Source organism: Pseudomonas sp. W2I6 (assembly GCF_030815935.1).
Classification (GTDB): Bacteria; Pseudomonadota; Gammaproteobacteria; order Pseudomonadales; family Pseudomonadaceae; genus Aquipseudomonas.
Window position 1 is genome coordinate 4626791 of record NZ_JAUSXJ010000001.1, and the last position, 25404, is coordinate 4652194.

Here is a 25404-nt window from a genome sequence, read left to right on the forward strand (position 1 = left end):
ACTGCAAGTTAGATGGAGCCTCTCGACCATGGATCACTACAGAATTAACGCAATCCCCGTAACAGGGACACTTAAGGTTGACAAATCCGTAGATGGGCCTTTCGAGGCTACCAGCATCAGGTTTGATAATAGTCAGAAAAATCTCTGGTTTCAGGGTGAGTACGTTGATGGATTAGGAAAAATTCGGCTTATTACACTGGTCCTGCCTGACACGGCAGGTGAATTTTCCGGCGGTTTCAACCCCGACGCCGCCGGCTATTACAACCGCGAAACCAATGACAGGCCACAACATTGGCATTCAGTGTCCGGCCATTACAAAGGCACCTTTATTAAAGGAGCTGGAGATCTGGACGGAAAGTTCCACTTTCAGGGTTCTTGGCCAGGCTCGGAGAACCAGGAATTTGAGGGTACTTTCGATATTCAGACTGGCCCCTTAAGCGTAAAAGCCAAACCAGCTTGAGTAGACTGCGCGAACACATACAGGCGGTAGCTGTAGGAAGTGGCTGGTGTTGCTGGCAGCGCCTTGCTCCGTTACCTACAGGTACGTCAGAATCCGCCGGCTTGTGCGCCTGGGTAGGGCTCTCTAAGGTTGCCCGGTCGCTGAATTTCTCAGTGATCGGGTTTAGTAGCCTGGACAGTCATACAGAATGAGCATGAGCTTCATCTATCAGACTTACGTGTCTGTGCTTGATGGTGGCTGTGCGCAGGGCGCCCTTGTGGCGCGCCGGATTTTTGTGTGACTTTGCCGGTCTACTAACCTGCGTGCAGCCGCCACCCTTTCGTTTAGTAGCGATCAGGTGATGGCCCAGATAGAGGTCACGCTTATGTTCAAAGTTACTCCCAATCCCCCTTCCTTATTCACCGTCAGCCCCGACGCCAGCAGCGAAAGCCTGATCGCCAACAGCTACGAGACGTTTTCCTCGGTCAACACGTTATTGCTCGACCTGTCTGATGAACTCACCGGCAAAGACCGCGACACCGCATTGGCGATTCACCAGTTGAGTGAGTTGGGCGTATTGCTGATGGGCAAGCTGATGGACCAGGAATCACCGCTCTGCTAAGGGTCCAGACGCGGTCAATGTGGGAGCTGGCTTGCCTGCGATAGCATCACCTCGGTATGCCTGATACACCGAGGTGCCTGCATCGCAGGCAAGCCAGCTCCCACATTTTTAGTCGTCGTTGGCCCATGCCCCTGCTAAATTGCCCCCTGCCTTCTCACCCTCGTCAGGAAAGCACCATGGGCCATTCGCTGAAAATCCTCGGTCGCACTTCTTCCATCAACGTGCGAAAAGTCCTGTGGACCTGCCAGGAACTGGATATCCCCTACGACCGCGAAGACTGGGGCATCGGCTTCGCCTCCACCCAGTCCCCCGAATTCCTGGCCCTGAACCCCAACGCCCAAGTCCCGGTGATCATCGACGACAACGGCGTGCTGTGGGAATCCAATACCATCTGCCGCTACCTCGTGAGCCTGCACCAACGCCACGACCTGTTGCCCACCGAGCCGGTCGCCCGTGCGAAGGTCGAACAATGGATGGACTGGCAAGCCACCGAACTCAACCCGTCGTGGGGCTACGCCTTCCACGCTCTGGTACGCAAGAACCCGGACTACCAGGACCCGCAACGCGTCAAAGCCGGGGTAAAAAGCTGGAACGACAAGATGGGCCTGCTCGAAGAGCAACTGATCAAAACCGGCGCCTACGTCGCCGGTAACGACTTCACACTCGCCGACATCCTCATCGGCCTGTCGGTGCACCGCTGGTGGATGACGCCCATGGAGCATCCGTCCTACCCGGCGGTCAGCGCTTACTACGAAACCCTCAGCCAACGCCCCGGCTTCAAAACCTTCGCCCTCGACGGCCACAACTAAAAACAAGGACTACCCAATGAACGGACTCAACGTACTACTCACCGGCGCCTGTGGCCGCATCGGCAAGACGTTTTTCGAAGCGTCGAAAGACCGCTACCGCTTCACCCTCACCGACCGCATCGAGCCGGATTTCGCCCTCGGCGAGCACCGTTTCATCCACGCCGACCTGAGCGACAAACCGCCCTCGCCGCCCTGCTCGACGGGATTGACGTGATCGTGCACCTGTCGGGCATCCCCCACGCCAGCGCGACCTTCGACGAGTTGTTGCCCAACAATATCCTGGCCACCACCTACCTGTTCGAAGCCGCCGTGGCCGCAGGTGTGAAGCGCCTGGTGTTCGCCAGCAGTGCCCAGACCATCGAAGGCTACCCGGTAGACCGGCAGATCACGCCGGGCATGCCGGTACTGCCCGCCAACCTGTACGGCGTGAGCAAATGCTACGGCGAAGCCCTGTGCGGTTTTTACGCGGCCAAAACCCCGCTCTCCACCATCGCCCTGCGCATCGGTGCGTTTGAATTCCCCGAAACCCACGACCTGAACAACGCCCGCGATCTCAGCGCCTGGCTCAGCCCCCGCGACGCCGTGCAACTGCTGCAACGCTCGGTGGAAACCATCGGGGTGAAACACCTGATCGCCCATGGCATTTCCAATAACCGTTTCAAACGCCTGGACCTCAGCGAAACAACCCGTGTGCTGGGTTACCAACCGGTGGATGATGCGTTCCAGGAATTCGAGATCCCGATCACTTATTGAGTCTTCTGCCCATGTCTTCACCCTCTCTTGCAGACGGTATCGACCCGATCCGCGCCGCGCACATCAGCGCGCGCATTGATCGGTTGCCCGCCGTCGCCACTGTCTGGCGCCTGGTGGCGCTGCTGTCGATTGGCGGCTTTTTCGAGCTGTATGACTTGTTCCAGACTGCCTATATCAGCCCCGGCCTGATCAGTGACGGAATTTTCCACACCGGCAGCCAGGGCGTATTCGGCTTCTCCGACCAGGCGGCCTTTGCCTCGGCGACCTTTCTCGGCCTGTTCCTCGGCGCCAGCCTGCTCAGCCCGATTGCCGACCGCTACGGGCGCCGGGCGATCTTCACCTTTGCGTTGATCTGGTACACCGTCGCCACCGTGTTGATGGGTATCCAGACCTCCGCCCTGGGCATCATCTGCATGCGCTTCCTGGTGGGCATTGGTTTGGGCATCGAGCTGGTGACCATCGACGCCTACCTCTCGGAACTGGTGCCCAAGCGCATGCGCAGCTCGGCGTTTGCCTTTGCGTTTTTCATCCAGTTCCTGTCGGTGCCGGCGGTGGCGTTGATGTCGTGGTGGCTGGTACCCCAGGCACCATTCGGGATTTCCGGCTGGCGCTGGGTAGTGGTGAGCAGTGCGGTATTTGCGCTGTTTATCTGGCAACTGCGCAAGCGCCTGCCGGAATCGCCGCGCTGGCTCGCACAAAAAGGCCGTTTCGACGAAGCCGGGCAGATCATGGACAGCCTCGAAGCGCGCTGCCGGAAAGACCACGGCAAGCCACTCGATGAGCCGGAACCGCAAGCCGTCAGCGTGCAGGGCCAAGGGCGCTTCGCCGATATCTGGCAACCGCCGTACCGGCGCCGGGCGTTGATGCTGATTGTGTTTCATGTGTTCCAGGCCATCGGCTTTTTTGGCTTCGGCAACTGGCTGCCGGCGCTGCTCTCGGGCCAGGGCGTGAGCGTCACTCACAGCCTGGGCTATGCCTTCATCATCACCCTCGCCTACCCGTTGGGGCCGCTGCTGTTTGTGAAGGTGGCGAACCGGTTTGAGAACAAATGGCAGATTGTCGGCTCGGCGCTCGGCGCGGTGATCTTCGGCAGTTTGTTCGCGCTGCAAACCACCGCCGTGGGCCTGGTGATCTGCGGGGTGATGATCACCTTCTGCAACGCCTGGCTGAGTTTCAGTTATCACTCCTACCAGAGCGAACTGTTCCCCACCAACATCCGCGCCCGGGCGGTGGGTTTCTGCTATTCGTTCAGCCGGTTGTCGACGGTGTTCAGCAGCCTGTTGATCGGCGTGATCCTCGAACACCTCGGCACGCCCGGCGTGTTGGCGTTTATCGCCAGCAGCATGTTGATCGTGATGATCACCATCAGTTGGTTCGGCCCGCGCACCCGCAACCTGGCGCTGGAGAACATTGCCCACTAGCGGCAAACAATGGCCGTCGGCACGCCGTAGCTTGCCGACGGTAGCGGCCAAAAGCCCCGTAAACACGGGGCCATACCACTGGGCACGCTAATTGCTCCACCTGTGGCACCGCCCACATCCACAGGTGTCCTGATCATGCTGATCAACAACAACCCCCAGGCTCAGTCGACGATCCAACGCATCAAGCGCGCAGACATGGACCCGGCCAATGCCGCGGCCAGCGCGCTGTACAGCGGTGCCGCGCAAAACGTGCAACAGGGCACTACGACTGTATCGACCACACAGGCAGCGGCCGACGCCACTGCCGACAACATCAATGCCGCCTTCGCCAAGACCCGTGTGCAGTTGCAAGCCACCACCGCAACCGCCTCGACCACCGATACGGCCAAGACTGACTCCACCACGTCGGCCCGCAGTGACTTCACCGACTACATGAAAAAAAGCCCGGCTGAGCGCATCCGCGAGCAACTGCTCAAGGAACAGGGTTTGACCGAGGATGATGTGAAGAACATGCCTCAGGAAAAGCAGGACGCTATTTCCAAGGAAGTGGCAGAACGCCTGAAAGAGCAGCAGACGCAGCAGGTAGCGGCGAAGACGGCTGACCCGCAGGCGCAGACGGTGAAAGAGACCCTGGCTGCGATCTAAGCGCTGACAATACAAACCCTGGTCAGGGAACTTGCTGGAGTGAGGGAGCTGCTGTGGTTAGGGAGCTCCCTCGCCAGAGCAAACGCCCTCGCCACAGGTTATTTCTCGGCCATAACGGTGTGTTACTGCAGTTGCAGTGTGGAATTGAACTGACTGATCGCATCCACCACATGCCGTGACCCTTCCTGAATCTCCAGGATCACCTGCCCCGCCTCATTCGCCAGCTCCACCCCAAGCCCCGTGCGGCTCAGGCTCGACTGCATGCTCGACACCGCGCTGATCGACAGGTCGTGGTTCTTGCGCACCACATCCACAATCTCGATCGTCGCCTGGCTGGTTCGCGCCGCCAAACTGCGCACCTCATCCGCCACCACCGCAAACCCGCGCCCATGCTCGCCCGCCCGGGCCGCTTCGATCGCCGCATTCAGCGCCAGCAGGTTGGTCTGGTCGGCGATGCCGCGGATGGTCTGGACGATGGTGCCGATGATGTCCGACTGCTTGCTCACCGCGTCGATGCTCACGGCCGCTTCGTTAAGGTCACGGGAAATTTCTTCGATGATCTGCACGGTCTGCTGCACCACTTCCGAACCCTTGCGGGCGCAGGCGTCGTTTTGCACCGAGGTGGCGTGAGCCGAGTCGGCAGCCGTGCGCAAGGTGGTGACCTGGTCGGTGATGTCGCTGGCGAACTTCACCACTTTGTACAAGCGCCCGTTGGCATCGAAGATCGGGTTGTAGGAGGCTTCCAGGAACAGCGTTTGGCCGAATTTGTCTTTGCGCTCAAACCGGTGGGAGTGATATTCGCCGCGATTGAGCGAGGCCCAGAATGCCTTGTAGGCCGGCGAATCGGTCTCACCGCGATGACAAAACAGACTGTGGTGCTGGCCGACGATTTCACTGAGGGAATACTTCACCGTCTTCAGGAAGTTGTCGTTGGCATTCAGAATCTGGCCTTGCGGGGTGAACTCAATGACCGCCATGGAGCGGCCGATGGCGTCGATCAGGCTCTGGTTTTCATGCTCGCGGTGAATCCGCGCCGAGATGTCCGAGGCCACCTTGATCACGCTCTGCACCTGGTTGTCGGTACCGATTACCGGCATGTAACTGGCCTCCAGCCACACTTCCTGGCCATGCTTGTTCAACCGCATGAAGGTGCCACTGAGGGGCTCGCCCCGCGCCAGCTCGCGCCAGAGCTTGGCGTAGGCGTCGGTGTGGGTGTAGGCCTCTTCGCAGAAAATCCGGTGATGCTTGCCGCGAATTTCTTCGGCGCGGTAGCCCATGGTCTTGCAGAAATTTTCATTGGCATCCAGCACGATGCCGTCGCGATCAAACTCGATCATTGCCATGGAACGGCTGATGGCGGCCAATTTGGCTTTGACTTCGGTAAGGGCGCAGGAGAAACGTTCGATTTCCAGCAGGTCGGATTTGTGTTGGCGGTTGAACATGTCAGATCACCCTTTATTTTCCCGACGCCCACGCGGGCGCATTCCATTCACGGTTTGAATCTTGATCGAAGACCTTTATGGGGAAACCTATCCGAAACGCTTTATATGCCGAGCGTCATCAACGGTTCTGGGTGAGCATAGACAGGCGTTGGCGCTATGCAAGGCCACTAGTCAGCCAGCATTTGCAACAAAGCATTAACCACTGCGGAGGGCGGTTGGTGGCGTGATGTCACCAACGCAAACTCGCGATGCACCGGCTCCGCCAGGGGCATGATGCGCAAGCCTTGGCGCTGGGCCGGCAGGGTCATCTCGGGCACCAGCGTCACTCCCACGCCTTCACGCACCAGGCTGAAAGCGCTGTTCCATTCGCGCACTTCCACCCGCACCTCGCGCAGCACCAGGCCGGCTTCCTGCGCCAGGCTGCGGGCGTTGACGGTGCAGCCGCCGGTGGCAAGCACGAACGGTTGCTCCACCAACTCTTCCAGCGTGACCGTTGCCTGCGCCGGGCGCCGGGAAAACCCGTGGGCCATCGGCAGCACCGCCACCCAGTTATCCCGCCCCAGCACGGCGGCATTGCGCTCGGACGGCGGGTTGAGCACCACGCCCAGGTCGATCAGATTCGCGTCGAGCAAGGTGTTCACTTCATCGTCGGTCACTTCCAGGGCCGTGACCTCGATGCCGGGGTAAAGCTGGTTGAACCGACGCAGCAGCGGCGGCAGGAACACCGCCAGCACCATGGGGAAACTCGCGATGCGAATCGTCCCACGCAGCATCGGCCGCGCTTCGTCCACGGTGGTGCGAATCGCCTGCAAGGCCCCGAGCATCACCCGCGCCTGCTCGATCACCTGCAGGCCCAGGGCGGTAGGCACGGTCTGACGCGCCTCACGCACAAACAACTGCGCACCGAGGTTGGCCTCCATGGCCGCCATCGCCTGGCTGGCGGCGGACTGAGTCATGCCCACTCGTTCGGAGGCGGCAGTGATGCTGCCGTTGTCCGCCACGGCCACCAGCAGGCGCCAGTGCATCAGGTTCATCATGGCAGTAGCTGTCCTTATGGCAGGATTCTGAAAGATTAATTTTACCCAAGGTGCCATGCCCAGGAGACTGAAGGCAACTGTCCTGCGGAGTTGCCCCGATGAAGCTGTATTTTTCCCCGAATGCCTGTTCCCTCGCCTCCCATATCGCGCTGCGGGAATTGGCCCTGCCGTTTGAATTGATTCGCGTCGACAACCAGAAAAAGCTCACGGCTGACGGTGATGATTTCCTGCAGATCAATCCCAAGGGCTATGTAGCCGCACTGCAACTGGACAACGGCGAGGTACTGACCGAAGGCGCGGCCATCCTGCAATACCTGGCCGACCGGGTACCCGCAGCGGGCCTGGCGCCGGCCAATGGCAGCTGGGAGCGGGTGCGTTTGCAGGAGTGGCTGAACTTTGTCTCCAGCGAGATTCATGGCGGGCTGGGAGTGTTGTTCAAGGACGCGATTCCCGATGAGGTGAAGGCGCTGTTCAAGGCCACGCTGTTCAAGCGTTTTGCGATTCTGGTACAGACCCTGGAGCGCCAGGATTACCTGCTGGGCGCGCAGTACTCGGTGGCGGATGCGTACCTGTTTGTGGTGCTGCGCTGGGCGGGGTTGTTTGATATCGACTTGCAGCAGTGGCCGGCGTTAGCCAAGTTTCAGCAGCGGGTCGGCGAGCGGCCGGCGGTGATTGCCGCCCTGGCCGCTGAAAATCCATGACCTGAAATGCAGTCAAAAATGTGGGAGCTGGCTTGCCTGCGATAGCGATGGTGAATCCAACACCGCTATCGCAGGCAAGCCAGCTCCCACATTGGGTCTTCATTGGTTTAGAGAATGGGTTTCAAGCCATCGTTTTCGATGAATGCGCTTAACGCCAACACATCCACCGACCCCGAACGATCCTGATCGAGGTGCGCCGCTTGGCGGCGCACCGCCTGATGAATACGCCGGGTGCCCTGCCCCAGTTGAACCGTGCCGCGCAGGTCCACCGCCTGCGCCGCCACGATCAACTCAATGCTGCCCAGCCACACCACGCGCTGCACCAGTTGCCGGGTTTTCTCGACCACCGCCAGCGCCTGCCCCGCGTAATCTTCCACGCGATCCGCCACCGGCACGCTCACCGCCGGGATCGGATTGGCCAAGTGCCCGATCTCCGCCACCAACGCCGAACCGGTGCGCTGCAAGGCGGCCATGCCCACGTGCCCGGGCTGGTTGATCAGAAAGCGCGGCAGTTCACTGGAAGCCGGCGACAGCAACTTGGCAATCCGCTCGGCGCTGCACACCGCCACACGGCTCAACGCCAGGCCCAAGCCTTCGGCCGCCAGCGCGAGATGGGTGCTGTCGAAATTGGCCGTGGCCAGCACCAACGCGTCTTCGCTGATCAACGCCGGATTGTCCGCACCGCTGGCAAGCTCCAGCTCAACCACTTCACGCAGTTGCAGCATCGCTTGATGCGCCGCGCCTTGAACCACCGTGGCACAGCGAAAGCTCAGCGGGTCCTGTAGCCGACGCGGATTGTCGGCCAATTCGCCGCCCGCCAGCAATTCCAGCAACGCCGCTGATTGCCCGCTTTGCCCCGGCGCCGGGCGCAACCGCGAAGCCCACGGCTGGAAAGGACTGAGGTTGGCCCGATAGCCTTCACACGACAACGCCAGCCCCGCCAACACGGCCTGCAATGCCTGTTCGGCCTCGGCCACCAGCAACGCGCCAAGGCCGATACTCGCGGAGTTGGCCGACACCAGCGCCAGGCCATCCTTGCCCGTCAATGGCACGTTCAGCGCCAGGCTCAAATGCGCCAACGGCGCCAGGTCGCTCTCGCCCAGCGAGCCGAGCAACGGCACCGCGGGCTCCATACCGCAGTTGAGTAACGCCAACAGCGCCTGCGCCACACCCGGCGAAATACCCGAACGCCCCTGGGCCAACCCCGCCAAGCGGGCTGCGGTGATCGCGCGTAATTCCTCACGCTTGGCCAGGCGGCCAACGCCCACCGCACGCCCCAAAGGAATGTTTGCCTGCACCGGCGCAACCTGCGTATCCACCGCCGCACCGAGGCCGGTGGTCACCCCGTAAATCGGCGTGCCTTCAGCCACCAGGCGCAGCAACAGTCGATGCCCTTCGTCGATACGTTGGCGGGCCGCATCGCTGAAGTCAGCCGGTGCGTCTTGGCGGGCAATCGACAGCAAATCCTCAATCGTCAAACCGGCGGAATCGAAGTGAATCATGCCCAGCGCAACCGCTGGCCGATCCCCAGGCGTCTGGATTTTTCCAGCAGTGCGTGGCCCAGGGCGATATCGCTGAGGCTCAAGCCACGGTGCCAGAACAGAATGGTTTCCTCGGGGGTTTCCCGGCCGGTCTTCAAGCCGGCGACGATCTGCCCCAACTCGGCATGCAAGGTTTCGGCGCTGAGTTTTCCGGCGTCGACATGGGCGCGCAATGCGCCGAACATCCCGCCCTTGCACTGGCCCCAGTCGTCCACCACCAGCTTGTGCATGATGTCGGTCAACGACAGTTCCACCGCGCTCATGGTGCCGTAGGGCACGACGAAGGCACCGGGCTTGATCCACTCGGTGTGCAGCAACGGTTGCGGCTGATCCAGGCGTGAAGCTTCCACCACGATGTCGGCGCCGCGCACCGTGGACTCCCAATCGTCCGTGACAATCACCGGCTTGCCGAGGTCGCGGCGCAGGCGTTCGGCGAAGGCTTCGCGGCTTTCACTGCGGCGCGAGTGCACGCGGATTTCGTCGAAGTCGAACAGGTGGTCCAGCAGCCGCACGTTCCAATACGCCGTGCCACGGGCACCGATGTGCGCGAGGACTTTACTGTCGGGACGGGCCAGGTATTTGGCACCGATGGCGGTGACGGCGCCGGTGCGCATGTCGGTGATCGCCGAGGCGTCGAGGATGGCCTTGGGGATGCCAGTGGCCGGGTCCAGCAGGTTGAGAATCGCCAGTTCCGAGGGCAGGCCCTTGCGGTAGTTATCGACAAAGTCGCCCACCACCTTGACCCCGGCGTAGCCGATTGCGCCGCCCAATACACCGCGCAGCACGTTGAAGTGGCCATTGATTTCACCGCCGGGAATCAGGTGCATGCGCGGCTCGATCACCGCCTCGCTGCGGCCCTGGATCGCCAGGCTGGATTCGATGGCGTTGAGGATTTCGTCGTTGGTCAGGGCCAGTTCGTCGATGTCCAGGCCGTTGAGGAAGTCGATGTAGATCGGTTGCATGGTCTGCTCACTGATGGGTTGCGAAGGTCGATGCTGAAGATGCTTTTATGGGGTGAGGGAGATTGCTTTGGGGAGGGAGCTTGTTGTGGCGAGGGAGCTTGCTCCCGCTGGAGTGCGCAGCGCTCCCGCTTTTTTTGGGGCCGCTACGCAGCCCAGCGGGAGCAAGCTCCCTCGCCACAGCAAGCTCCCTCGCCACAACAGCTCTTTCCCTAAAGCAAGCTCCCCTGCCACAGCAAGCTCCCTCCCTACAGCAAGCTCCCTTGCCACAGGGATAAAGTTATGGGGCCTTGAACACAACCTGCTGCACATCGACCTTTTTCGGGATCAGGCCGTTGGCAAAAAACGCGTCGGCGGTACGTTGCTGGTTGGCGATATCCACCGCTTCCAATGGCCGGCTCGGCGTCGGCGAGCGGTGCTGGAAGTAACTCTCCACCACCGCCGGCTGCAAGCCCAATGTCTTGGCCATCAGCGCGACGCTTTCGTCATGCTGGTCCAGCGACAACCGCTGCGCCTGGGCAAACACCTTGAGAATCGCCGCAATCGCCTGCGGGTGCTGCTTGGCAAACGGCCCGCTGGCGATGAAGAAACTGCCCGCCGGGTTCAGCCCCTGGCCATCCCCCAGCACCTTCGCCGAACCGTCCACCACGGCCGCCGAGTAGTACGGGTCCCACACCACCCAGGCGTCGACCTTGCCTTGTTCAAACGCGGCACGGCCGTCGGAGGGCGACAGGTACACCACGTTCACGTCCTTCCACTGCAAGCCGGCACGCAACAAACTTTTGAGGAACAGGTTGTGGGCGCTGGAACCCTTGAGCAACGCCACGCGCTTGCCCTTGAGTTCGGCCACGCTTTGCACGGTGCTGTCCTTGGGCAGCAGGATGGCTTCGGTGCGCCCGTCATTGGGCTCGACGCCGATGTAGCGAATGTCGATGCCGGCAGCCTGGGCGAAGATCGGCGGGATGTCGCCGATATTGCCGATGTCGATGCTGCCGCCATTCAAGGCTTCGATCAGCGGCGGGCCGCCGAGGAATTCGATCCACTCGACCTTGGTGCCCGGCAACCCTTGCTCGAACAGGTGATGCTCACGGGCGAGCACCATGCTCACCGAGCTTTTCTGGTAGCCGACGCGCAGGGTGGCCGGTTCTGCCGCCAGCAGCGGCCCGGCGCACAGTGCCAGCAGTGTGGCTGCGATGAGCTTGCGCATCAGAGACTCTCCTTGACCTTGGCCGCGACGTCCGCCGGCACCCATTGCTGCCAGACCTGCGACTGTTCTTTCAGGAACGCTTCGGCCACCTGGCGCGGCGCGCTACGTTTCTCGGCCATTTGCGCGAGGATGCCGTTGAGCAGGTCAATCGGCAGGTCGACTTTTTCAAAGAACGTCACCAGTTGCGGGTACTGCGCCTTGAACGGCGCCGACACGCCAATCGCCAGGTGCGCTGGCATCGAACGAGTACCGATGGGGTGCGGGTTGTTGGCGTCGGCCAGGGTCTTCCAGGCTTCGGCGTTGAACGGTGGTTCTTCCAGTTTGATCAACTTGAAGCGCCCCAACAGTGGCGTCGGCGACCAGTAGTAGAACAGCACCGGCTTGCCGCGACGGATCGAGGATGCAACCTCGGCATCCAGCGCCGCGCCGGAGCCGGTGCGGAAGTTGACGTAGCTGTCGGTCAGGCCATAGGCCTTGAGTTTCTGGCTGTTGACGATCTCCGAGGTCCAGCCGGTGGGGCTGTTGAGGAAGCGCCCACGGGTCGGGTCTTCGGGGTCGCGGAACACGTCTTTGTAGCGGGCCAGGTCGGCGACGGATTTAAGCTCCGGGGCCAGGGGTTTGATGCCCCGTTCGGCGTCGCCCTTGATCACGTACTCCGGCACCCACCAGCCTTCGGTGGCGCCTTTGACGGTGTCGCCCAGGCCGAACACCTTGCCTTCGCTTTCGGCCTTGACCCACGCCGGACTGCGCCCGGCCCACTCTTCGCCGATCACCTGGATATCGTCCTTGGCCAGGGCGGCCTCCAGGCTCACGGTGCTGCCGGGCAAGGTGTCGGTGGGCAGGCCGTAGCCTTTCTCGACGATCAGGCGCAGCACTTCGGTGATCAGGCTGCCGCTTTCCCAGGTGATGTCACCGAAGTGGATCGGTTTGGCAGGTTCGGCGGCCGTGGCTGATTGTGCCAGGACGGTGAGTGCCAATAGCGAGCCACCGAGCAGGTTCTTGATTGTTTTCATGTGTTACCTCGTGGTGATTCCATGAAGAGTGCTCTTGTGGCGAGGGAGCTTGCTCCCGCTGGACTGCGCAGCAGGCCCAAAGTGCTTGGGGCCGCTACGCGCCCCAGCGGGAGCAAGCTCCCTCGCCACAGGTTTTGCATCAGGGTTTAAAAGTCATAACTGAGCCGCGTGTAGTAAAACGCCCCTTCCGGCGCCGTCGGCGACAGGTAGCTGTATTGCTGGCCCGGGGTCTGGCGCAAACGGGTGTTGTAGTCGTCAGGCTTGCTGTCGAACAGGTTGTTGACGCCCACCGACACCCGCAGTTGTTTGGTGAAGGCGTAGTTCACGTCCAGGTCGGTGGTCCATTGCGCGCTGAAGGTCTGGTCGTACTGGGCGTTGGCTTCGCTGGACGCATATTTGCGGTACTTGCCGTAACGGGTTTCGTTGAGGGCGATGGTCCATCGGTTGAGCTTGTGGACCGCGCCAAACACCAGCTTGTCTTCCGGGTAACCGTGCTCCAGGAAGCCACGGGATTCACGGGTCAGCACTTCGAAGCCGTTGGGGTTTTCGTGGACCTTCTCGATGGTGGTGCGGGCCTTGGTGTAGCCCGCCGACAGGTTCAGGTTGCCGAACTGCTCAAGGTCCAGGTTGTACTTGCCCACGATGTCGACGCCACGGGTGCGGGTGTCGGCGGCGTTGGTCATGAACTGCGCCCAGGAGTACTGGCCGTAGCCGGCGTCCTTGAGGATCTGCTCGGCCAGCGGCCCGGAAATGCCACCGCTGAACAGCAGGCGGTCACGAATCGAAATCTGGTAGGCGTCGATGGTCAGCGAGGCCTGGTCGGTTGGGCGCAGCACCAGGCCCAGGGAGAAGTTGGTGGACTTCTCGGGCTTCAGCGGCTGCGCACCGAGGGCTCGGGCGGCCGGGTTGTCGGCCGGCAACATGCGGGTCAGCACCGGGTTGCCGTTGGCGTCGAGGTTGGTGGTGGTGGTCCAGGAGGTGCCGATCTGGCCCAGGCTGGGCGCGTGGTAGGCATTGTTGACCGTGGCCCGCAGGCCGACTTTCGGGGTGAAGTCATAGCGCGCCGAGAGTTTGCCGGTGGTGGCTGAACCGAAGTCCGAGTAGTGCTCGGTACGCCCGGCAATGCCCACCTGGAGCTTGTCGGTGACCTGGTTTTCCAGGCCGAAATACACCGCCGCCCACATCACGTTTGAAGGTGCCGGCGTCGTCCGGGGTCAGGCCCGAGGCCTGCACCGCACCAACCTGCACGCCGTCGATGCCACCGTAGGAATAGGAATCGTAGTCGCCGGCCTCCAGCCGGTATTGCTCATGCCGGTACGCGACGCCCGCCGACACGGTGAGTGGATGGCTCGACCAGTCGACGTTCAGATCCTTGGCGTAATCCAGGGTGATGTTGGTCTGGTCGTTGACCAGGGTGGCGACGTTGAACTTGGTCGGGCTGTTGATCCCGTAGCTCGGGTTGACGGTGTTGAAAGCCAGTTCGTCGTGCTCGTCGCGGCCATAGGTGGCGCTCAAATCGAAGCGGCCGATGCTCTCGTCTTCATAGCGGGTGCCGACGGTGACGGCGCCGTCTTCATAGCGATAGCGGTATTTCGGGATGGTGCCGTTGGGGTAGATCCCGGCCACGTTGTTCGGGCTGCTGGCCAGCAGCGGCGGCGTGTTGTTTACCGAAGTGTCCTGGCCGAAGGTGGCGAAACTGTAGAGGCGCCATTGGTCGTTCAGGCCGATTTCGGCGTTGGCCGCCAGGTTGTATTTGTCGCGCCCGGCACCGCCCCAGCGCGGGTCTTGTACCTGGCCATCGGCGACGTATTTGTCGCCGATGTCATCGGGTTTGTTGTTCAGGGTGTTGAAGCTCAGGGTCAGGAAACCGTCCCCCGGCAAGCCGATGCCGTACCAGCCATCGGTGGTTTTGCTGAAGCCGTCGCCCTGGGCGTATTTGCCCAGTTGGGTGTTGATACCGCCACCGCTGTCGCGCTCCTTGAGCACGATGTTGACCACCCCCGCCACCGCGTCCGAACCGTATTGCGCCGAGGCACCGTCGCGCAGCACTTCGACGTGGTCGATGGCGCTGATGGGGATCATGTCGAGGTCCACCGGCTGCGCGCCAATGAACGGCACGCCACCGGAAATGTTCACCACCGCCGAGGTGTGCCGGCGCTTGCCGTTGATCAGCACCAGGGTCTGGTCCGGGGACAAGCCGCGCAGGGAGGCGCCTTTCGGGTCCTGGCCGCGGGTGGCGCTGTTGTTCTGTGGAAAGTTGAACGAGGGCAGCAGTTGGAACAGCGCCTGGTTTAGGCTGGTGGCACCGGTTTGCTTGAGTTCCTCGGCGTTGATCACATCCACCGGGGCGCTGCTGGTGAGGGCCGTGGCGTCGCTGCGACGGGTACCGATGGCGACCACACGGTCGAGGGTCGGCGCCTGGGCTTCGGCGGTTTGCGCCTTGATGCTGTTGCTGGCAGGCGCGACTTTGGCGCCTTCCTTGATGATGAATGCACCGTCCGGGCTGACCTGGACTTGCAGGCCGGTGCCCTTGAGCGCGGCGTCTACCGCCTGTTGCGCCGACAGCGAACCGTCAACCCGCGCCGAGGAATAATTGCCCAGCTGCGGCGTGAAGGAAATCACCTGGCCGCTCTGGCGGCTGATGTTCAGCAGCACTTCGTCCAGCGGGCCGGGCGCGATGTGGTAGACCTGACGCGTGTCTTCGGCGCTGGCGGCGAAGGACAGGAACAGACTGGCCAACGGCACCAGGGCAAAGGTTCGAAGCGGTGTACGGTTGAATGGGCTCACGTTGGCTCCCCCCAAGGAAACTCCTGAGCGCTGCTCCCCGCAGCGCTTACGGGAGTGATGTGGGATGGCCGGGGGAAAACTTGCAGATCGTTTGGTTATGTCGTTAGAACCGACATTCGGAAACGACGCGGTCAACTGTGGGAGCTGTCGAGTTTTAGCGAGGCTGCGATGGTATCGCTGCGGTACATCTGCGAGGCCGAGGTGCTCGCATCGCAGGCAAGCCAGCTCCCACATTGACCGAGGTGAACCGTTTTCAGGCGGCACTGACGGTCACCCACAACCCGGTCCGGCGGGTGATGTGGATCGGCAGGGTGCGTGCCAGGGTGTCGAGGATCTGGTCGGGATTGTCGAGGCGGTACAGGCCGCTGACCCGCAACCCTGCCACCGCCGGATCGAGGCGCAGCACACCGTTGTGATACGGGCGCAGTGCGTCGATCACTTCCACCAGCGGGCGGTCGCGCACTTGCAGGAAACCGTCGATCCACGCCGTCGCCCCCGAGGAACTGGCCAGCACCGGGCCGAAGCCGAAGCGGTCGTAAGTCACCTCGTGCCCGGCCTCCAGTTTCAGGCGTTCGCCGTTCTGGCCATCGATCTCCAGGGCGCCGTTGAGCGCCACCACATGGCCCTGCCCTTCGCGCTCGCGCAGCAACAGGCGATTGCCCAAGGCATGCAGTCGAGCTTGATCGGTCTGAATGAAAAACGGTCGGTTGCTGTCCCTGGCAATCTTCACCAGCAACTCGCCATCGCGCAGGCGCACCACGCGGTGTTGCGGGTCGAACTGGATGTCGGCGGCACTGCGGGCGTTGAGCAGTAACTCGCTGCCATCCGCCAGCTCTACAGTGCGCCGTTCGCCGGTGCCGGTGCGGATATCGGCGGTCAAATCCTCCAACACCGGCCGGGCCAGCCAACCGGCGCCCAGCATCAGGCCAGCGCCCACCAGGGCACCGCGCAATACGGTGCGGCGGCTGGATGGCGCGTCCAGTGCCTGCTGCAATACCTTGCCGCTGACGCCTTGGGCCTGCGGAATTTGAAACACACCGAGGCGGGTTTCCAGTTGTTGGCACAAGGCTTCGTGACGCGGGTCTGCGGCGCGCCACTGATGGTAACGCTGCCAGTCGGCGGCACTCGCCTCGCCGGAGCGCAGCAACACCACCCAGCGAGTGGCGCTGTCGATCAGGTCGTCGCTCATTCCAGGCACAGCCGCAGGCAGCGGTTGACGGCACGGGTCATGTAGTCGCTGACCGAGCGTTGGGAAATGCCCAGCTCGGCCGCGATTTCCGGGTAGGTCAGGCCATTGAGTTGCGACAGCAGAAAGGTCGCCTTGACCTTGGCCGGCAAGCCGTCGAGCAACTGGTCGATGGCCTGCAGGGCTTCGAGCATCTGCGCCAAATCCTCAGGGGATGGCGCGGGCGAGGTTTCGTCCTGGTCGAGGGCGTCGAGGTAAGCGCGCTCCAAGTCACGGCGACGCCACAGCTGGTACATCAGGCGTTGGGCAATGGTGGTGAGCAAGGCGCGTGGCTGGCGGATCGGCGCCACGCCCGGGGAACTCAGGAGCTGGACGAAGGTGTCGGCGGCGATGTCTTCGGCGTGGGCACGGGAATCGAGATGGCGGTGCAAACGGCCGCACAGCCAGTCGTAATGACTGCGGAATAATCCGCCCACGTAATCGCTGTGAGAAGTGTCGGCGCCGGACATAGTGGCTCCATCTGAGTAGGTTGCGCGTTATGTCCGGTGTTCCGGTGGAGCGATCCTAGCAAGGCTGCTTATTCTTTAATAATATTTAAAAGGTATTTTTATATAACCATTCGCTCACACGCTCTGCGTGGGAATGCCGCCTTGGACGCTCTGCGTCTGCTTTGAAATGGTGATGCAGAGCGTCACAGGATGCATTCCCACGCGGAGCGTGGGAACGATCATTGGAGGCGTGGATAACCCAAGGCTTCCGCCTGCTGCCGGTATTCCAGCAGCACCTGGTAATCCGCTTCGCTGGCGGGCAGCACTTCGTGTACGCCGAGGGTTTGCACCACTTCGGGCAGATCCTGCAAGGCCAGGTTCATGACCTCCCGCAGGTGTTCACTTGAGCCCGGCGCGCTGATGTAAGGCAGCGTCGGGCTGGGCGCGCTGCGGGTGACGATCCTCAGCCCGGCCACTTCCTCTGGCGCAAAACGGGCGAGGTAGTCGTAGGTCACGCTGTCGATGGCGGCAAGGTCGGCGCGGTTTTCCCGCAGCCAGCGCAGGCTTTCGCGATGGGCGCCGCTGATGCCGACTTCGGCAAAGAACCGACAGCCCTGCTGCAGCGGCGCCAGGCGTTCGCGCAGCAGGTTCATGCCGCTGTTGGAGTCATGGCCGTTGATCACACCGCGGCTGTCTTGGAAGTCCGCCAAGGCAACGCGGGGATTGTCGTCGCGGGTCAGCAGCAGGCTGCAATGCTGGCCGCCGCTGCTGTGGGGCAGTTCGTAGCGCGGGCGGCCAATCACCTGGACTTGCCCGCGCAGCTCGGTCATCAGCGGGTAGCCGCAGGTTTGCGTCAGCAGCAATTGCGGGGCACGCCACAGGCTGCGCAGCTCGAGATGATCAGCCTTGCGGCGGGTCGCGCCCAGGCGCTCAAGGATGCGCGAAAGCCAGCGCTCATTGGCCTGTTGCACCTGCTGCGGCGCCACGTACATCAGCAGTTCGGCGTAGCGGTCACTCATGGTCGTCTCTCAAGCAAAGGGGTGCCGTGGGCTGTCGATGGCCTTGAGCCCGTGACGGCCGATCAACTGGCCGTAACCCTGCACCAGGAACCCGCCGCTGCGCGCCACCCATTGTTCCCGGCGCGCGCGGTACACGGTGGGCAGCAAATACCACGGCAGCTTCGGCAAGTCGTGATGCACCAGGTGCAGGTTGTTGTTGAGGAACAGCCAGGTCCACGGCCAGGCGGCTTCGTTAAGCACCGTGCGCTGTTCCGGTTGTGGGTGCGGGCGATGCTCATAGTAGGAACGGATCGCCGCCACCGACAAGGCCGGCACGCTGACCAGCGCCACGTAGTGCCACACCGGCAGCACGCTGTAGTGGGCGATGAAGGTCAGCATCAGCACGGTCACGGTGCCATGGCTCAGCCACATCAGCCACGCCTGGCGCTGGCCTTTGCGCAGGCGCCTGACCTCGTTGCGCGCCAGCTTCCACAGCGCCAGCGGCGAACCCAACAGGAAGCGCCCCAGGACGGTCTTGGTCAGCCAATGCAAGGCGCGCTCGAACAGCGAACTGTCGTCCCACTGCCGCTGATTCAGGTAGCGGCTTTCCGGGTCGACACCGGGCACCGTCAGGTCTTCGTCGTTGTGGTGCACCAGGTGGCAGTTGCGGTACAGGGTGTAGGGGTACCAGACGGCAAACGGTGCGTAGCCGAGGAGTTTGTTCAAAGCAGTGAAGCGGGTGGGATGGCCGTGCAGCAGTTCATGTTGCAGGGACATCCACAGCGTCACGAGCGGGATCAACAGTGCGGTACTCAGCCACAGGCCAAGCCAGTGGCTGGCGAGGATCACGGCAAACCAGCCGGCATAGACGCCGATCAACAGCAGCCAGGTCGGCCACTCGGTGCGGGCGGTAAAGGTCTGGGCCAGGGCTTCGATTTCCCGGCGCTGGGTTTCATCAAGGTAGTTGGACATCGGCAGCTCAGGGCAGGCGTGGCCGACGAAAAAGTCGGCTTCATCCTGCTCTGTGCAATGGGGCGGGAAAATCTTGCAGATCGTTTGGTGCTTAGCTTAGAACTTAATGACCAAACAGGTTGCTGTCGGTTTTCTTGGCCTTTTTCTCGGCGCGTTTTTCATCGGCGGTCTTTGCCGGTTTCTTCTTGTCAGCTTTCTTGGAATTCAGACCTTTGGCCATGATGCGTGCTCCACTTACAGGGGATGTAACACTGGGTATAACACCGATTGCCCAACAGAAGGCGCTTTGCCCGACTTATAATCTGCGCCCCCTGGATTCGCGTGTTTGAAAACCATGCCCGAGTTGCACATCGACCGACTGGCAGAGCCGTTGTGGCCGCTGCTGAACAAGTTCTATCGCAGCCATAACTCACCGATGAAGGCCCTCAAGGGTGGCCAGTTGTGGGTGGCCAGGGGCAGCGAGATTGTCGCGGGCCTGTGCCTGACGCCGGTGGTGGGTGGGCAGTGGTTGACCGGGCTGTTTGTCGACCCGGCGCTGCGTGGCCAGGGGCTGGCGGCGCAATTGATTCGCGCCTCGGTCGCAAGCGTTGAAGGCACGGTGTGGCTGCTGTGCCATCCGGACCTGGAAGGCTTTTATCAACGCCTGGGTTTTACCCAGGACACGTTGCTGCCGCAGTCCTTGTCGGAGCGCCTGGTGCGCTACAAACGCAACAAGCCGATGATCGCCATGGGCTTAGAACCGTTGGTGAGGTCGTCCTTCAATAAAGTGTGATCAGCCGTTGTGGGCCCCATGCTAGCCTCGGCGGCACCAGCGGCCCATTACAGGATGATCATGAAAGCGACCCTTGCAGCCTTATCCCTTGCAGCTCTCCTCGCCCCGGCCTTGAGCCAGGCAGCCGAAGCGCCGGTTTCCGCCGAGCAGTATGCAACCGTGCTCGCCGGCAGTTGGCGCGTGCCGGCCAACAGCGCGCGTGATGGGTATCGTCACCCGCAGCAGACCCTGGAGTTCTTTGGCCTGCGGGCCGACCAGACCCTGATCGAAATCACCCCCGGTGGCGGCTGGTACAGCGAGCTGCTGGCGCCGCTGCTCAAGGATAACGGCCACTACATCGCCGCCGTGCAGGCGCCGAACAGCAGTGCCTACGCGCGTACATCAGAAGAAAACCTGAAAAAGAAATTCGCCGCAGACCCGCTGCATTATTCCAAGGCCGGCTTCGCCGAGTTCGACCCCAAGGCTCCGGTGCTGGGCAAGCCTGGCTCGGCCGACACCGTGCTGACCTTTCGCAACGTGCATAACTGGGTGATGGCGGATACGGCGCCGGCGATGTTCGAGGCGTTCTTCAAGGTGTTGAAACCGGGCGGCGTGCTGGGGGTGGTGGATCACCGGGCCAAGGACGGGGCGTCGCTGGAAGACATCAAGCACAGCGGTTACCTGACCACCGCGTATGTGGTGAAACTGGCGACGGATGCGGGGTTCAAGCTTGAGGGGCAGAGCGAGGTGAATGCCAACCCGAAAGATACCAAGGACTACCCGGATGGGGTCTGGACCTTGCCGCCGGCGTTGACGTTGGGGGAGAAGGACAAGGCCAAGTATGTGGCGATTGGTGAGTCGGACCGGATGACGTTGCGGTTTGTGAAGCCCGCAAAATAAGCTGAATGCACGCAGAACAAATGTGGGAGCGGGCTTGCTCGCGAATGCGGTGGATCAGTCTATATCTTCGGTGACTGGCACTCCGCTTTCGCGAGCAAGCCCGCTCCCACAGTTTGAGGTGTGTTTTGCCTGAGGGTTATTCGTCTGCCGTCGGATCCATATCCGGGAACATCACTTCGATAAACCCAAACTTGCTGAAATCGGTAATCCGCGATGGGTACAGCCGGCCGATCAGATGATCGCACTCGTGCTGTACCACCCGCGCGTGAAAGCCTTCGGCAATCCGCACAATCGGCTCGCCCTTGGGGTCAAACCCTTCGTAGCGAATCTGCTGGTAACGGTCGACGGCCCCGCGCAAGCCCGGCACCGACAGGCACCCTTCATAGCCTTCTTCCAGCACCGGGCTGAGCGGCGTGATCAGCGGGTTGATGAGGATGGTCTGGGGCACGGCGGGCGCGTCCGGGTAGCGTTCGCTGCTCTCGAAACCGAAGATCACCAGTTGCAGGTCCACTCCAATCTGTGGCGCGGCCAGGCCGACGCCGCCGACGTGTTCCATGGTCTGGAACATGTCATCAATCAACTGCCACAGCTCGGGGCTGTCGAACATTTCCGGCGGAACCGGCGGGGCAATGCGCAGCAGGCGCTCATCGCCCATTTTCAGGATTTCACGGATCATCGATCAGACTTCATCGGTAGTGGGCTTGAGTGAGTGGTCCCGGCCAAGGCCTGAGACATGTTGTTTGTCGTCGTGCTCGCCAAAGTCCTTTTCACCAGGATCCTTGCCTTCGGCCGACATGTGTTCGATCACCGCGTTCATCTCCGCCCCCAGCAGCAGCACGGCAGCCGAGATGTAGAAGTACAACAGCAGCACAATGATCGCGCCGATACTGCCATACATGGCGTTGTAGTCGGCAAAGGTTTTGACGTAGTAGCCAAAACCCAGGGAAGCGACGATCCAGACCACCACCGCCAGGACCGATCCCGGGGTGATAAAGCGAAACTTCTGCTTCACGTCAGGCATCACGTAGTACATCAACGCCACGGAGAACATCAGCAGGATGACGATCAGCGGCCAACGCAGGATGGTCCACAGGGTGACCACGAATTCCTGCATGCCGATCTGCCCCGCCAGCCATTCCATTACCTGGGGCCCGAGCACCATCAAGGCGGCGGCGGCCAACAGCATGCCGGCGAAGCCTACGGTGTAGAAAATCGACAGCGGGAAGCGCTTCCAGATCGGTCGGCCTTCCACCACGTCATAGGCGGCATTCATCGCACTCATCATCAGGCGCACACCCGCCGAGGCGGTGTACAGCGCGATCACGATACCCACCGACAACAGGCCACCCTTGGATTGCTGCAACTGGTCGATCACCGGGTTGACCTGCTCCAGGGCCTGGGGCGGCAATACCAGTTCCGATTGCATGCGCAGCCAGGTGAAGAAGTCCGGCAGGTGCAGGAAACCGATCAGGGCAATCAGGAACAGCAGGAAGGGAAACAGCGAGAACAGCATCTGGTAGGCCAGCGCCGAGGCGTACGTAGGCATCTCGTCATCGAGGAACTCTGTGACAGTGCGCACCAGCACTTTGTGCAGGGGCAAGCCTTGTAATACCGGAAAAATCATAGCGTCTCCTTTCGCCGCAAAAAGTTGAGTTCGTGGGCGACTCAGGGGCCGTTTTCTACATCAAGGTAGCCCATTTGGCGACCTTGAAACAATTTCCAAACTTTAATCACTGCAGGTGACACAAAAACGGCCATCCGTGGATGGCCGTCGGGCTGCTGGATTGCAGGCAGCCAGGTCGGGACTATTTGACCGCTTTCTTTACTGCGTCCTTGGTGTCGCCGACTGCTTTTTGCACTTCACCTTTCTTTTCCTGAACCACGCCTTCAGCCCGCAACTTGTCGTTGCCAGTGACTTTGCCAACACCTTGCTTGATGTTGCCTACGGCTTCGTTCGCCAAACCTTTTGCCTTATCCGATGTGCTACTCATGGTATTTCTCCTGGGAACAATCAAGGATTTTGGTCACTACGTAAACGTTGACCCTTGGCCTTTCCAGAGAGTTTCAATTATTTTTTCAGCGGCATTTCATCCCGCCGTACAGGTTTGGCTTTATGTTTTGCGGCCAACCCACGAGAATGCCGGGCACATCCAGGCGCAAGCGCTGGGTAACAGATCCCGTAGGAAGGTTATGAAACTCAATAAAGCACAGGCCATTGCCCGCAGAAACCAGGAACTGGGCGGTGCCGTACTCGGTGTCAACAACTGCCACTTCACCGACCTGGACCGCAAACGCAACATCTGGTGGTTCGACCTGCCGGTGGGCCGGATTGCCGTGGGCCAGTACGAGTGGATCCACTTGTTGATGCACAACGCCGAGAGCGACCAGTTGCTGCACCTGAAGGTGCCAACGGTGTTTCTGCGCGAGAAGCTGGAAGGCCTGGTGGTGCGCAATGCCGGCAAGCGCAAGCCGGAGATTACCCTGGAGCTGAGTGCCGACAAGGACTCGTTCCTCAAGGACGTACGCCCGGCCGGTGCCGGTGTGAGCTTCGCGCAGTTCGCACTGTAGGAATACGGTCTAAACCTGTGGGAGCTGGCTTGCCTGCGATGGCGGTGGGTCAGCTAACACTGCTTTGACTGGCCCACCGCTATCGCAGGCAAGCCAGCTCCCACATTTGGATTGCATTCCAAGTGGCCGGATCAGCGTTCAATAAAAAGCCCCGCATCTGCGGGGCTTTTTGTTGGGGCCGATTTACTTCTTCAAACCCAGCTTTTTCAGTTCTTCATCCCGCAGTTCGCGGCGCAGGATCTTGCCCACGTTGGTGGTCGGCAGCGCATCGCGGAATTCCACGGCCTTGGGCACCTTGTAGCCGGTGACGTTGGCGCGCATGTGCTCCATCACCTGGTCTTTGGTAAGGCTGGCACCCGGCTTGACCACGATGAAAATCTTGATGTGTTCCCCGGACTTCTCGTCCGGCACACCAATGGCCGCGCATTGCAGCACGCCCGGCAGGGTCGCCAGCACGTCTTCCAGCTCGTTGGGGTAGACGTTGAAACCGGAGACCAGAATCATGTCCTTCTTGCGGTCGACAATGCGCATGTAGCCATCCGGCTGGATGATCGCGATGTCACCGGTCTTCAGCCAGCCTTCGCTGTCGAGGATCTCGGCGGTGGCGTCTTCGCGTTGCCAGTAGCCCTTCATCACTTGCGGGCCCTTGACGCACAACTCGCCCACTTCACCCAGCGCCAGCTCGACGCCGTCATCGGTGATGACCTTGCACAGGGTCGACGGCACCGGAATGCCGATGGTGCCGATCTGGATGTTCTGGATCGGGTTCACGGTGGCCACCGGGCTGGTTTCGGTCATGCCGTAACCTTCGCAGATGGAGCAGCCGGTGACCGCTTTCCAGCGCTCGGCCGCCGCCAGTTGCAGGGCCATGCCGCCTGACAGGGTGACCTTCAGCGCCGAGAAATCCAGCTTGCGGAAGGCATCGTTGTTGCACAGGGCAACAAACAGGGTGTTCAGGCCGACAAAGCCGCTGAACTTCCACTTCGACAGTTCCTTGACCATCGCCGACAGGTCGCGCGGGTTGCTGATCAGGATGTTGTGGTTGCCGATCAGCATCATCGCCATGCAATGAAAGGTGAAGGCATAGATGTGGTACAGCGGCAGCGGGGTAATCAGGATCTCGCAACCTTCATTCAGGTTGGAACCCATCAGCGCCTTGCACTGCAGCATGTTGGCGACGAGGTTGCGGTGGGTCAGCATCGCGCCCTTGGCCACGCCCGTGGTGCCGCCGGTGTATTGCAGCACGGCGACTTCGTCGCTGGCGGGGCTGACTTCGTTCACCGGCTGGCCGTGGCCCTTGGCCAATACGTCGTTGAACTTGATCGCCTTGGGCAAGTGATAGGCCGGGACCATCTTCTTCACGTACTTGATGACGCTGTTGATCAGCAGGCGCTTGAGCGGCGGCAACAGGTCGGCGACTTCGGTGACGATCACGTGCCGGACGGAAGTCTTGGGCACGACTTTTTCAGCCAGGTGCGCCATGTTGGCCAGGCAGACCAGGGCCTTGGCACCGGAGTCGTTGAATTGGTGTTCCATTTCCCGCGCGGTGTACAGCGGGTTGGTGTTGACCACGATCAGGCCAGCACGGATGGCGCCGAACACGGCGACCGGGTATTGCAGGACGTTGGGCAGTTGCACGGCGATTCGATCACCGGGCTGCAAGTCGGTATGCTGTTGCAGGTAAGCGGCGAAGGCGCCGGACAGTTCGTACAGTTCACCGTAGGTGATTGTCTTGCCCAGGTTGCTGAAAGCCGGTTTGTTGGCGAAGCGTTGGCAGGACTGCTTCAGTACCGCCTGAATATTCGGATACTCGTCTGGATTGATTTCTGCAGCAATCCCGGCGGGGTACTTATCCTTCCAAAAGTCTTCGATCATGGAAGCCCACTCCTCAGCGACGCGAATTCATTCATCGCATTTGATGCGATTATTATTTGTTTGTTTTTGGGTGAGTCTGGCGGTTAAAAGCAGGCCAAGAGGTCACAAAGCGCGCCGAGAGTAGCAGCTTTGCCAAGGGCCGCCTAGAGCCAAAAGAGGCCCCTACGGTCATAAACATGACTCAAGAATATCTAATGGTCATTTTTAGAGCAAAGATTCTATAAGCCAAGAAAGGGCTCTGGAATGGGCTCTACAGAACTAAAAAAACAATGTGGGAGCTGGCTTGCCTG

General features: G+C 61.2%; 23 protein-coding genes and 3 pseudogenes. 10 read left to right on the plus strand and 16 right to left on the minus strand.

Translation table 11 applies throughout. The features are described 5' to 3' along the window. Positions 1-28: 28 nt before the first annotated feature. The 6 genes and pseudogenes from QF039_RS21285 (at position 29) to QF039_RS21310 (ending at position 4689) form a co-directional block, all read left to right on the plus strand. Positions 29-460: a hypothetical protein gene (locus tag QF039_RS21285; protein WP_177049547.1), complete on the plus strand. Its 432-nt coding sequence runs from the start codon at positions 29-31 to the stop codon at positions 458-460. A gap of 364 nt (positions 461-824) precedes the next feature. Continuing rightward, positions 825-1061: a DUF6124 family protein gene (locus QF039_RS21290; RefSeq protein ID WP_307520541.1), complete on the plus strand. Its 237-nt coding sequence runs from the start codon at positions 825-827 to the stop codon at positions 1059-1061. 176 nt (positions 1062-1237) lie between these two features. Continuing rightward, positions 1238-1870 carry a glutathione S-transferase family protein gene (locus tag QF039_RS21295; protein ID WP_307520543.1) on the plus strand — a complete coding sequence of 211 codons (633 nt, stop codon included), beginning with the start codon at positions 1238-1240 and terminating at the stop codon, positions 1868-1870. Positions 1871-1886: 16 nt separating this feature from the next. Further along, positions 1887-2623, plus strand: a pseudogene (locus tag QF039_RS21300) (NAD-dependent epimerase/dehydratase family protein). Positions 2624-2634: 11 nt separating this feature from the next. Beyond that, positions 2635-4044, plus strand: a complete 1410-nt coding sequence (locus tag QF039_RS21305) for an MFS transporter (RefSeq protein WP_003213083.1) — start codon at positions 2635-2637, stop codon at positions 4042-4044. 135 nt (positions 4045-4179) lie between these two features. Continuing rightward, positions 4180-4689: a hypothetical protein gene (locus QF039_RS21310; RefSeq protein ID WP_177048359.1), complete on the plus strand. Its 510-nt coding sequence runs from the start codon at positions 4180-4182 to the stop codon at positions 4687-4689. Between the two features lie 122 nt (positions 4690-4811). Here the strand turns inward: QF039_RS21310 and QF039_RS33780 are convergent, their stop codons facing one another. The 3 genes and pseudogenes from QF039_RS33780 to QF039_RS21320 form a co-directional block, all read right to left on the minus strand. Next, positions 4812-5384, minus strand: a complete 573-nt coding sequence (locus QF039_RS33780) for a methyl-accepting chemotaxis protein (RefSeq protein WP_371132976.1) — start codon at positions 5382-5384, stop codon at positions 4812-4814. Between the two features lie 18 nt (positions 5385-5402). Continuing rightward, positions 5403-6131, minus strand: a pseudogene (locus QF039_RS33785) (PAS domain-containing protein); the annotation flags it as partial. Positions 6132-6298: 167 nt separating this feature from the next. Then, positions 6299-7168, minus strand: a complete 870-nt coding sequence (locus QF039_RS21320; protein ID WP_008431612.1) for a LysR family transcriptional regulator — start codon at positions 7166-7168, stop codon at positions 6299-6301. A 98-nt stretch (positions 7169-7266) separates the two neighbouring features. Here QF039_RS21320 and gstA point away from each other — a divergent pair, with 98 nt between their 5' ends. Continuing rightward, positions 7267-7869 carry a glutathione transferase GstA gene (gene gstA / locus QF039_RS21325; protein ID WP_008431610.1) on the plus strand — a complete coding sequence of 201 codons (603 nt, stop codon included), beginning with the start codon at positions 7267-7269 and terminating at the stop codon, positions 7867-7869. Between the two features lie 107 nt (positions 7870-7976). Here the strand turns inward: gstA and QF039_RS21330 are convergent, their stop codons facing one another. The 9 genes and pseudogenes from QF039_RS21330 to QF039_RS21370 form a co-directional block, all read right to left on the minus strand. Continuing rightward, the gene (locus QF039_RS21330; RefSeq protein WP_307520549.1) at positions 7977-9371 is read right to left on the minus strand and encodes an aromatic amino acid lyase; all 1395 of its coding nucleotides are present in this window, start codon (positions 9369-9371) and stop codon (positions 7977-7979) included. Next, a complete protein-coding gene (locus QF039_RS21335) occupies positions 9368-10372 on the minus strand; it encodes an ornithine cyclodeaminase family protein (RefSeq protein WP_134327210.1) in 1005 nt (334 codons plus the stop codon). The genes QF039_RS21330 and QF039_RS21335 overlap by 4 nt, the downstream gene beginning before the upstream one ends. A 277-nt stretch (positions 10373-10649) precedes the next feature. Beyond that, positions 10650-11576, minus strand: a complete 927-nt coding sequence (locus tag QF039_RS21340) for an aliphatic sulfonate ABC transporter substrate-binding protein (protein WP_008431606.1) — start codon at positions 11574-11576, stop codon at positions 10650-10652. Beyond that, positions 11576-12589 (minus strand): ABC transporter substrate-binding protein, encoded by a 1014-nt coding sequence (locus QF039_RS21345; RefSeq protein ID WP_307520553.1) that lies wholly within the window; start codon positions 12587-12589, stop codon positions 11576-11578. The genes QF039_RS21340 and QF039_RS21345 overlap by 1 nt, the downstream gene beginning before the upstream one ends. Before the next feature lie 146 nt (positions 12590-12735). After that, a pseudogene (locus QF039_RS21350) lies at positions 12736-15376 on the minus strand (TonB-dependent receptor domain-containing protein). 253 nt (positions 15377-15629) lie between these two features. Beyond that, on the minus strand, positions 15630-16565 hold the full coding sequence (locus QF039_RS21355) for a FecR domain-containing protein (protein ID WP_307520554.1): 936 nt from the start codon (positions 16563-16565) through the stop codon (positions 15630-15632). After that, on the minus strand, positions 16562-17071 hold the full coding sequence (locus QF039_RS21360) for a sigma-70 family RNA polymerase sigma factor (RefSeq protein ID WP_003213062.1): 510 nt from the start codon (positions 17069-17071) through the stop codon (positions 16562-16564). Before QF039_RS21360 ends, QF039_RS21355 begins: the two co-directional genes overlap by 4 nt. 218 nt (positions 17072-17289) lie before the next feature. Next, a complete protein-coding gene (locus tag QF039_RS21365; RefSeq protein ID WP_307520557.1) occupies positions 17290-18069 on the minus strand; it encodes a phosphate/phosphite/phosphonate ABC transporter substrate-binding protein in 780 nt (259 codons plus the stop codon). Between the two features lie 9 nt (positions 18070-18078). Continuing rightward, positions 18079-19020, minus strand: a complete 942-nt coding sequence (locus QF039_RS21370; RefSeq protein ID WP_307520558.1) for a fatty acid desaturase — start codon at positions 19018-19020, stop codon at positions 18079-18081. Between the two features lie 334 nt (positions 19021-19354). Between QF039_RS21370 and QF039_RS21375 the strand changes: the two genes are divergently transcribed. Together QF039_RS21375 and QF039_RS21380 are read left to right on the plus strand one after the other, a co-directional pair. After that, complete coding sequence (locus tag QF039_RS21375; RefSeq protein WP_032898798.1) at positions 19355-19792, plus strand: GNAT family N-acetyltransferase; 438 nt, start codon at positions 19355-19357, stop codon at positions 19790-19792. Positions 19793-19852: 60 nt separating this feature from the next. Further along, positions 19853-20671: a class I SAM-dependent methyltransferase gene (locus QF039_RS21380; protein ID WP_177081084.1), complete on the plus strand. Its 819-nt coding sequence runs from the start codon at positions 19853-19855 to the stop codon at positions 20669-20671. Positions 20672-20807: 136 nt separating this feature from the next. Here QF039_RS21380 and def read toward each other — a convergent pair whose 3' ends face one another. The 3 genes from def to QF039_RS21395 form a co-directional block, all read right to left on the minus strand. Beyond that, the gene (gene def, locus QF039_RS21385; protein ID WP_003213049.1) at positions 20808-21347 is read right to left on the minus strand and encodes a peptide deformylase; all 540 of its coding nucleotides are present in this window, start codon (positions 21345-21347) and stop codon (positions 20808-20810) included. A gap of 3 nt (positions 21348-21350) precedes the next feature. Then, complete coding sequence (locus QF039_RS21390) at positions 21351-22295, minus strand: YihY/virulence factor BrkB family protein (protein WP_177008473.1); 945 nt, start codon at positions 22293-22295, stop codon at positions 21351-21353. Between the two features lie 181 nt (positions 22296-22476). Further along, positions 22477-22662: a CsbD family protein gene (locus tag QF039_RS21395; RefSeq protein ID WP_003213044.1), complete on the minus strand. Its 186-nt coding sequence runs from the start codon at positions 22660-22662 to the stop codon at positions 22477-22479. Between the two features lie 199 nt (positions 22663-22861). On the opposite strand from QF039_RS21395, the gene QF039_RS21400 reads away from it, so the two are divergent. Continuing rightward, on the plus strand, positions 22862-23239 hold the full coding sequence (locus tag QF039_RS21400; protein ID WP_003213043.1) for a hypothetical protein: 378 nt from the start codon (positions 22862-22864) through the stop codon (positions 23237-23239). A gap of 183 nt (positions 23240-23422) precedes the next feature. Here the strand turns inward: QF039_RS21400 and fadD1 are convergent, their stop codons facing one another. Beyond that, positions 23423-25114, minus strand: coding sequence for a long-chain-fatty-acid--CoA ligase FadD1 (gene fadD1 / locus QF039_RS21405; RefSeq protein WP_003213041.1), 1692 nt, complete (start codon positions 25112-25114; stop codon positions 23423-23425). Between the last annotated feature and the right edge of the window lie 290 nt (positions 25115-25404).

Bases quoted from the DNA above. Each gene is read 5' to 3' on its own strand.
- QF039_RS21285 (WP_177049547.1), top strand. From the start codon at position 29: ATGGATCACTACAGAATTAACGCAATCCCCGTAACAGGGACACTTAAG.
- QF039_RS21290 (WP_307520541.1), top strand. From the start codon at position 825: ATGTTCAAAGTTACTCCCAATCCCCCTTCCTTATTCACCGTCAGCCCC.
- QF039_RS21295 (WP_307520543.1), top strand. From the start codon at position 1,238: ATGGGCCATTCGCTGAAAATCCTCGGTCGCACTTCTTCCATCAACGTG.
- QF039_RS21305 (WP_003213083.1), top strand. From the start codon at position 2,635: ATGTCTTCACCCTCTCTTGCAGACGGTATCGACCCGATCCGCGCCGCG.
- QF039_RS21310 (WP_177048359.1), top strand. From the start codon at position 4,180: ATGCTGATCAACAACAACCCCCAGGCTCAGTCGACGATCCAACGCATC.
- QF039_RS21320 (WP_008431612.1), bottom strand. From the start codon at position 7,168: ATGATGAACCTGATGCACTGGCGCCTGCTGGTGGCCGTGGCGGACAAC.
- gstA (WP_008431610.1), top strand. From the start codon at position 7,267: ATGAAGCTGTATTTTTCCCCGAATGCCTGTTCCCTCGCCTCCCATATC.
- QF039_RS21330 (WP_307520549.1), bottom strand. From the start codon at position 9,371: ATGATTCACTTCGATTCCGCCGGTTTGACGATTGAGGATTTGCTGTCG.
- QF039_RS21335 (WP_134327210.1), bottom strand. From the start codon at position 10,372: ATGCAACCGATCTACATCGACTTCCTCAACGGCCTGGACATCGACGAA.
- QF039_RS21340 (WP_008431606.1), bottom strand. From the start codon at position 11,576: ATGCGCAAGCTCATCGCAGCCACACTGCTGGCACTGTGCGCCGGGCCG.
- QF039_RS21345 (WP_307520553.1), bottom strand. From the start codon at position 12,589: ATGAAAACAATCAAGAACCTGCTCGGTGGCTCGCTATTGGCACTCACC.
- QF039_RS21355 (WP_307520554.1), bottom strand. From the start codon at position 16,565: ATGAGCGACGACCTGATCGACAGCGCCACTCGCTGGGTGGTGTTGCTG.
- QF039_RS21360 (WP_003213062.1), bottom strand. From the start codon at position 17,071: ATGTCCGGCGCCGACACTTCTCACAGCGATTACGTGGGCGGATTATTC.
- QF039_RS21365 (WP_307520557.1), bottom strand. From the start codon at position 18,069: ATGAGTGACCGCTACGCCGAACTGCTGATGTACGTGGCGCCGCAGCAG.
- QF039_RS21370 (WP_307520558.1), bottom strand. From the start codon at position 19,020: ATGTCCAACTACCTTGATGAAACCCAGCGCCGGGAAATCGAAGCCCTG.
- QF039_RS21375 (WP_032898798.1), top strand. From the start codon at position 19,355: ATGCCCGAGTTGCACATCGACCGACTGGCAGAGCCGTTGTGGCCGCTG.
- QF039_RS21380 (WP_177081084.1), top strand. From the start codon at position 19,853: ATGAAAGCGACCCTTGCAGCCTTATCCCTTGCAGCTCTCCTCGCCCCG.
- def (WP_003213049.1), bottom strand. From the start codon at position 21,347: ATGATCCGTGAAATCCTGAAAATGGGCGATGAGCGCCTGCTGCGCATT.
- QF039_RS21390 (WP_177008473.1), bottom strand. From the start codon at position 22,295: ATGATTTTTCCGGTATTACAAGGCTTGCCCCTGCACAAAGTGCTGGTG.
- QF039_RS21395 (WP_003213044.1), bottom strand. From the start codon at position 22,662: ATGAGTAGCACATCGGATAAGGCAAAAGGTTTGGCGAACGAAGCCGTA.
- QF039_RS21400 (WP_003213043.1), top strand. From the start codon at position 22,862: ATGAAACTCAATAAAGCACAGGCCATTGCCCGCAGAAACCAGGAACTG.
- fadD1 (WP_003213041.1), bottom strand. From the start codon at position 25,114: ATGATCGAAGACTTTTGGAAGGATAAGTACCCCGCCGGGATTGCTGCA.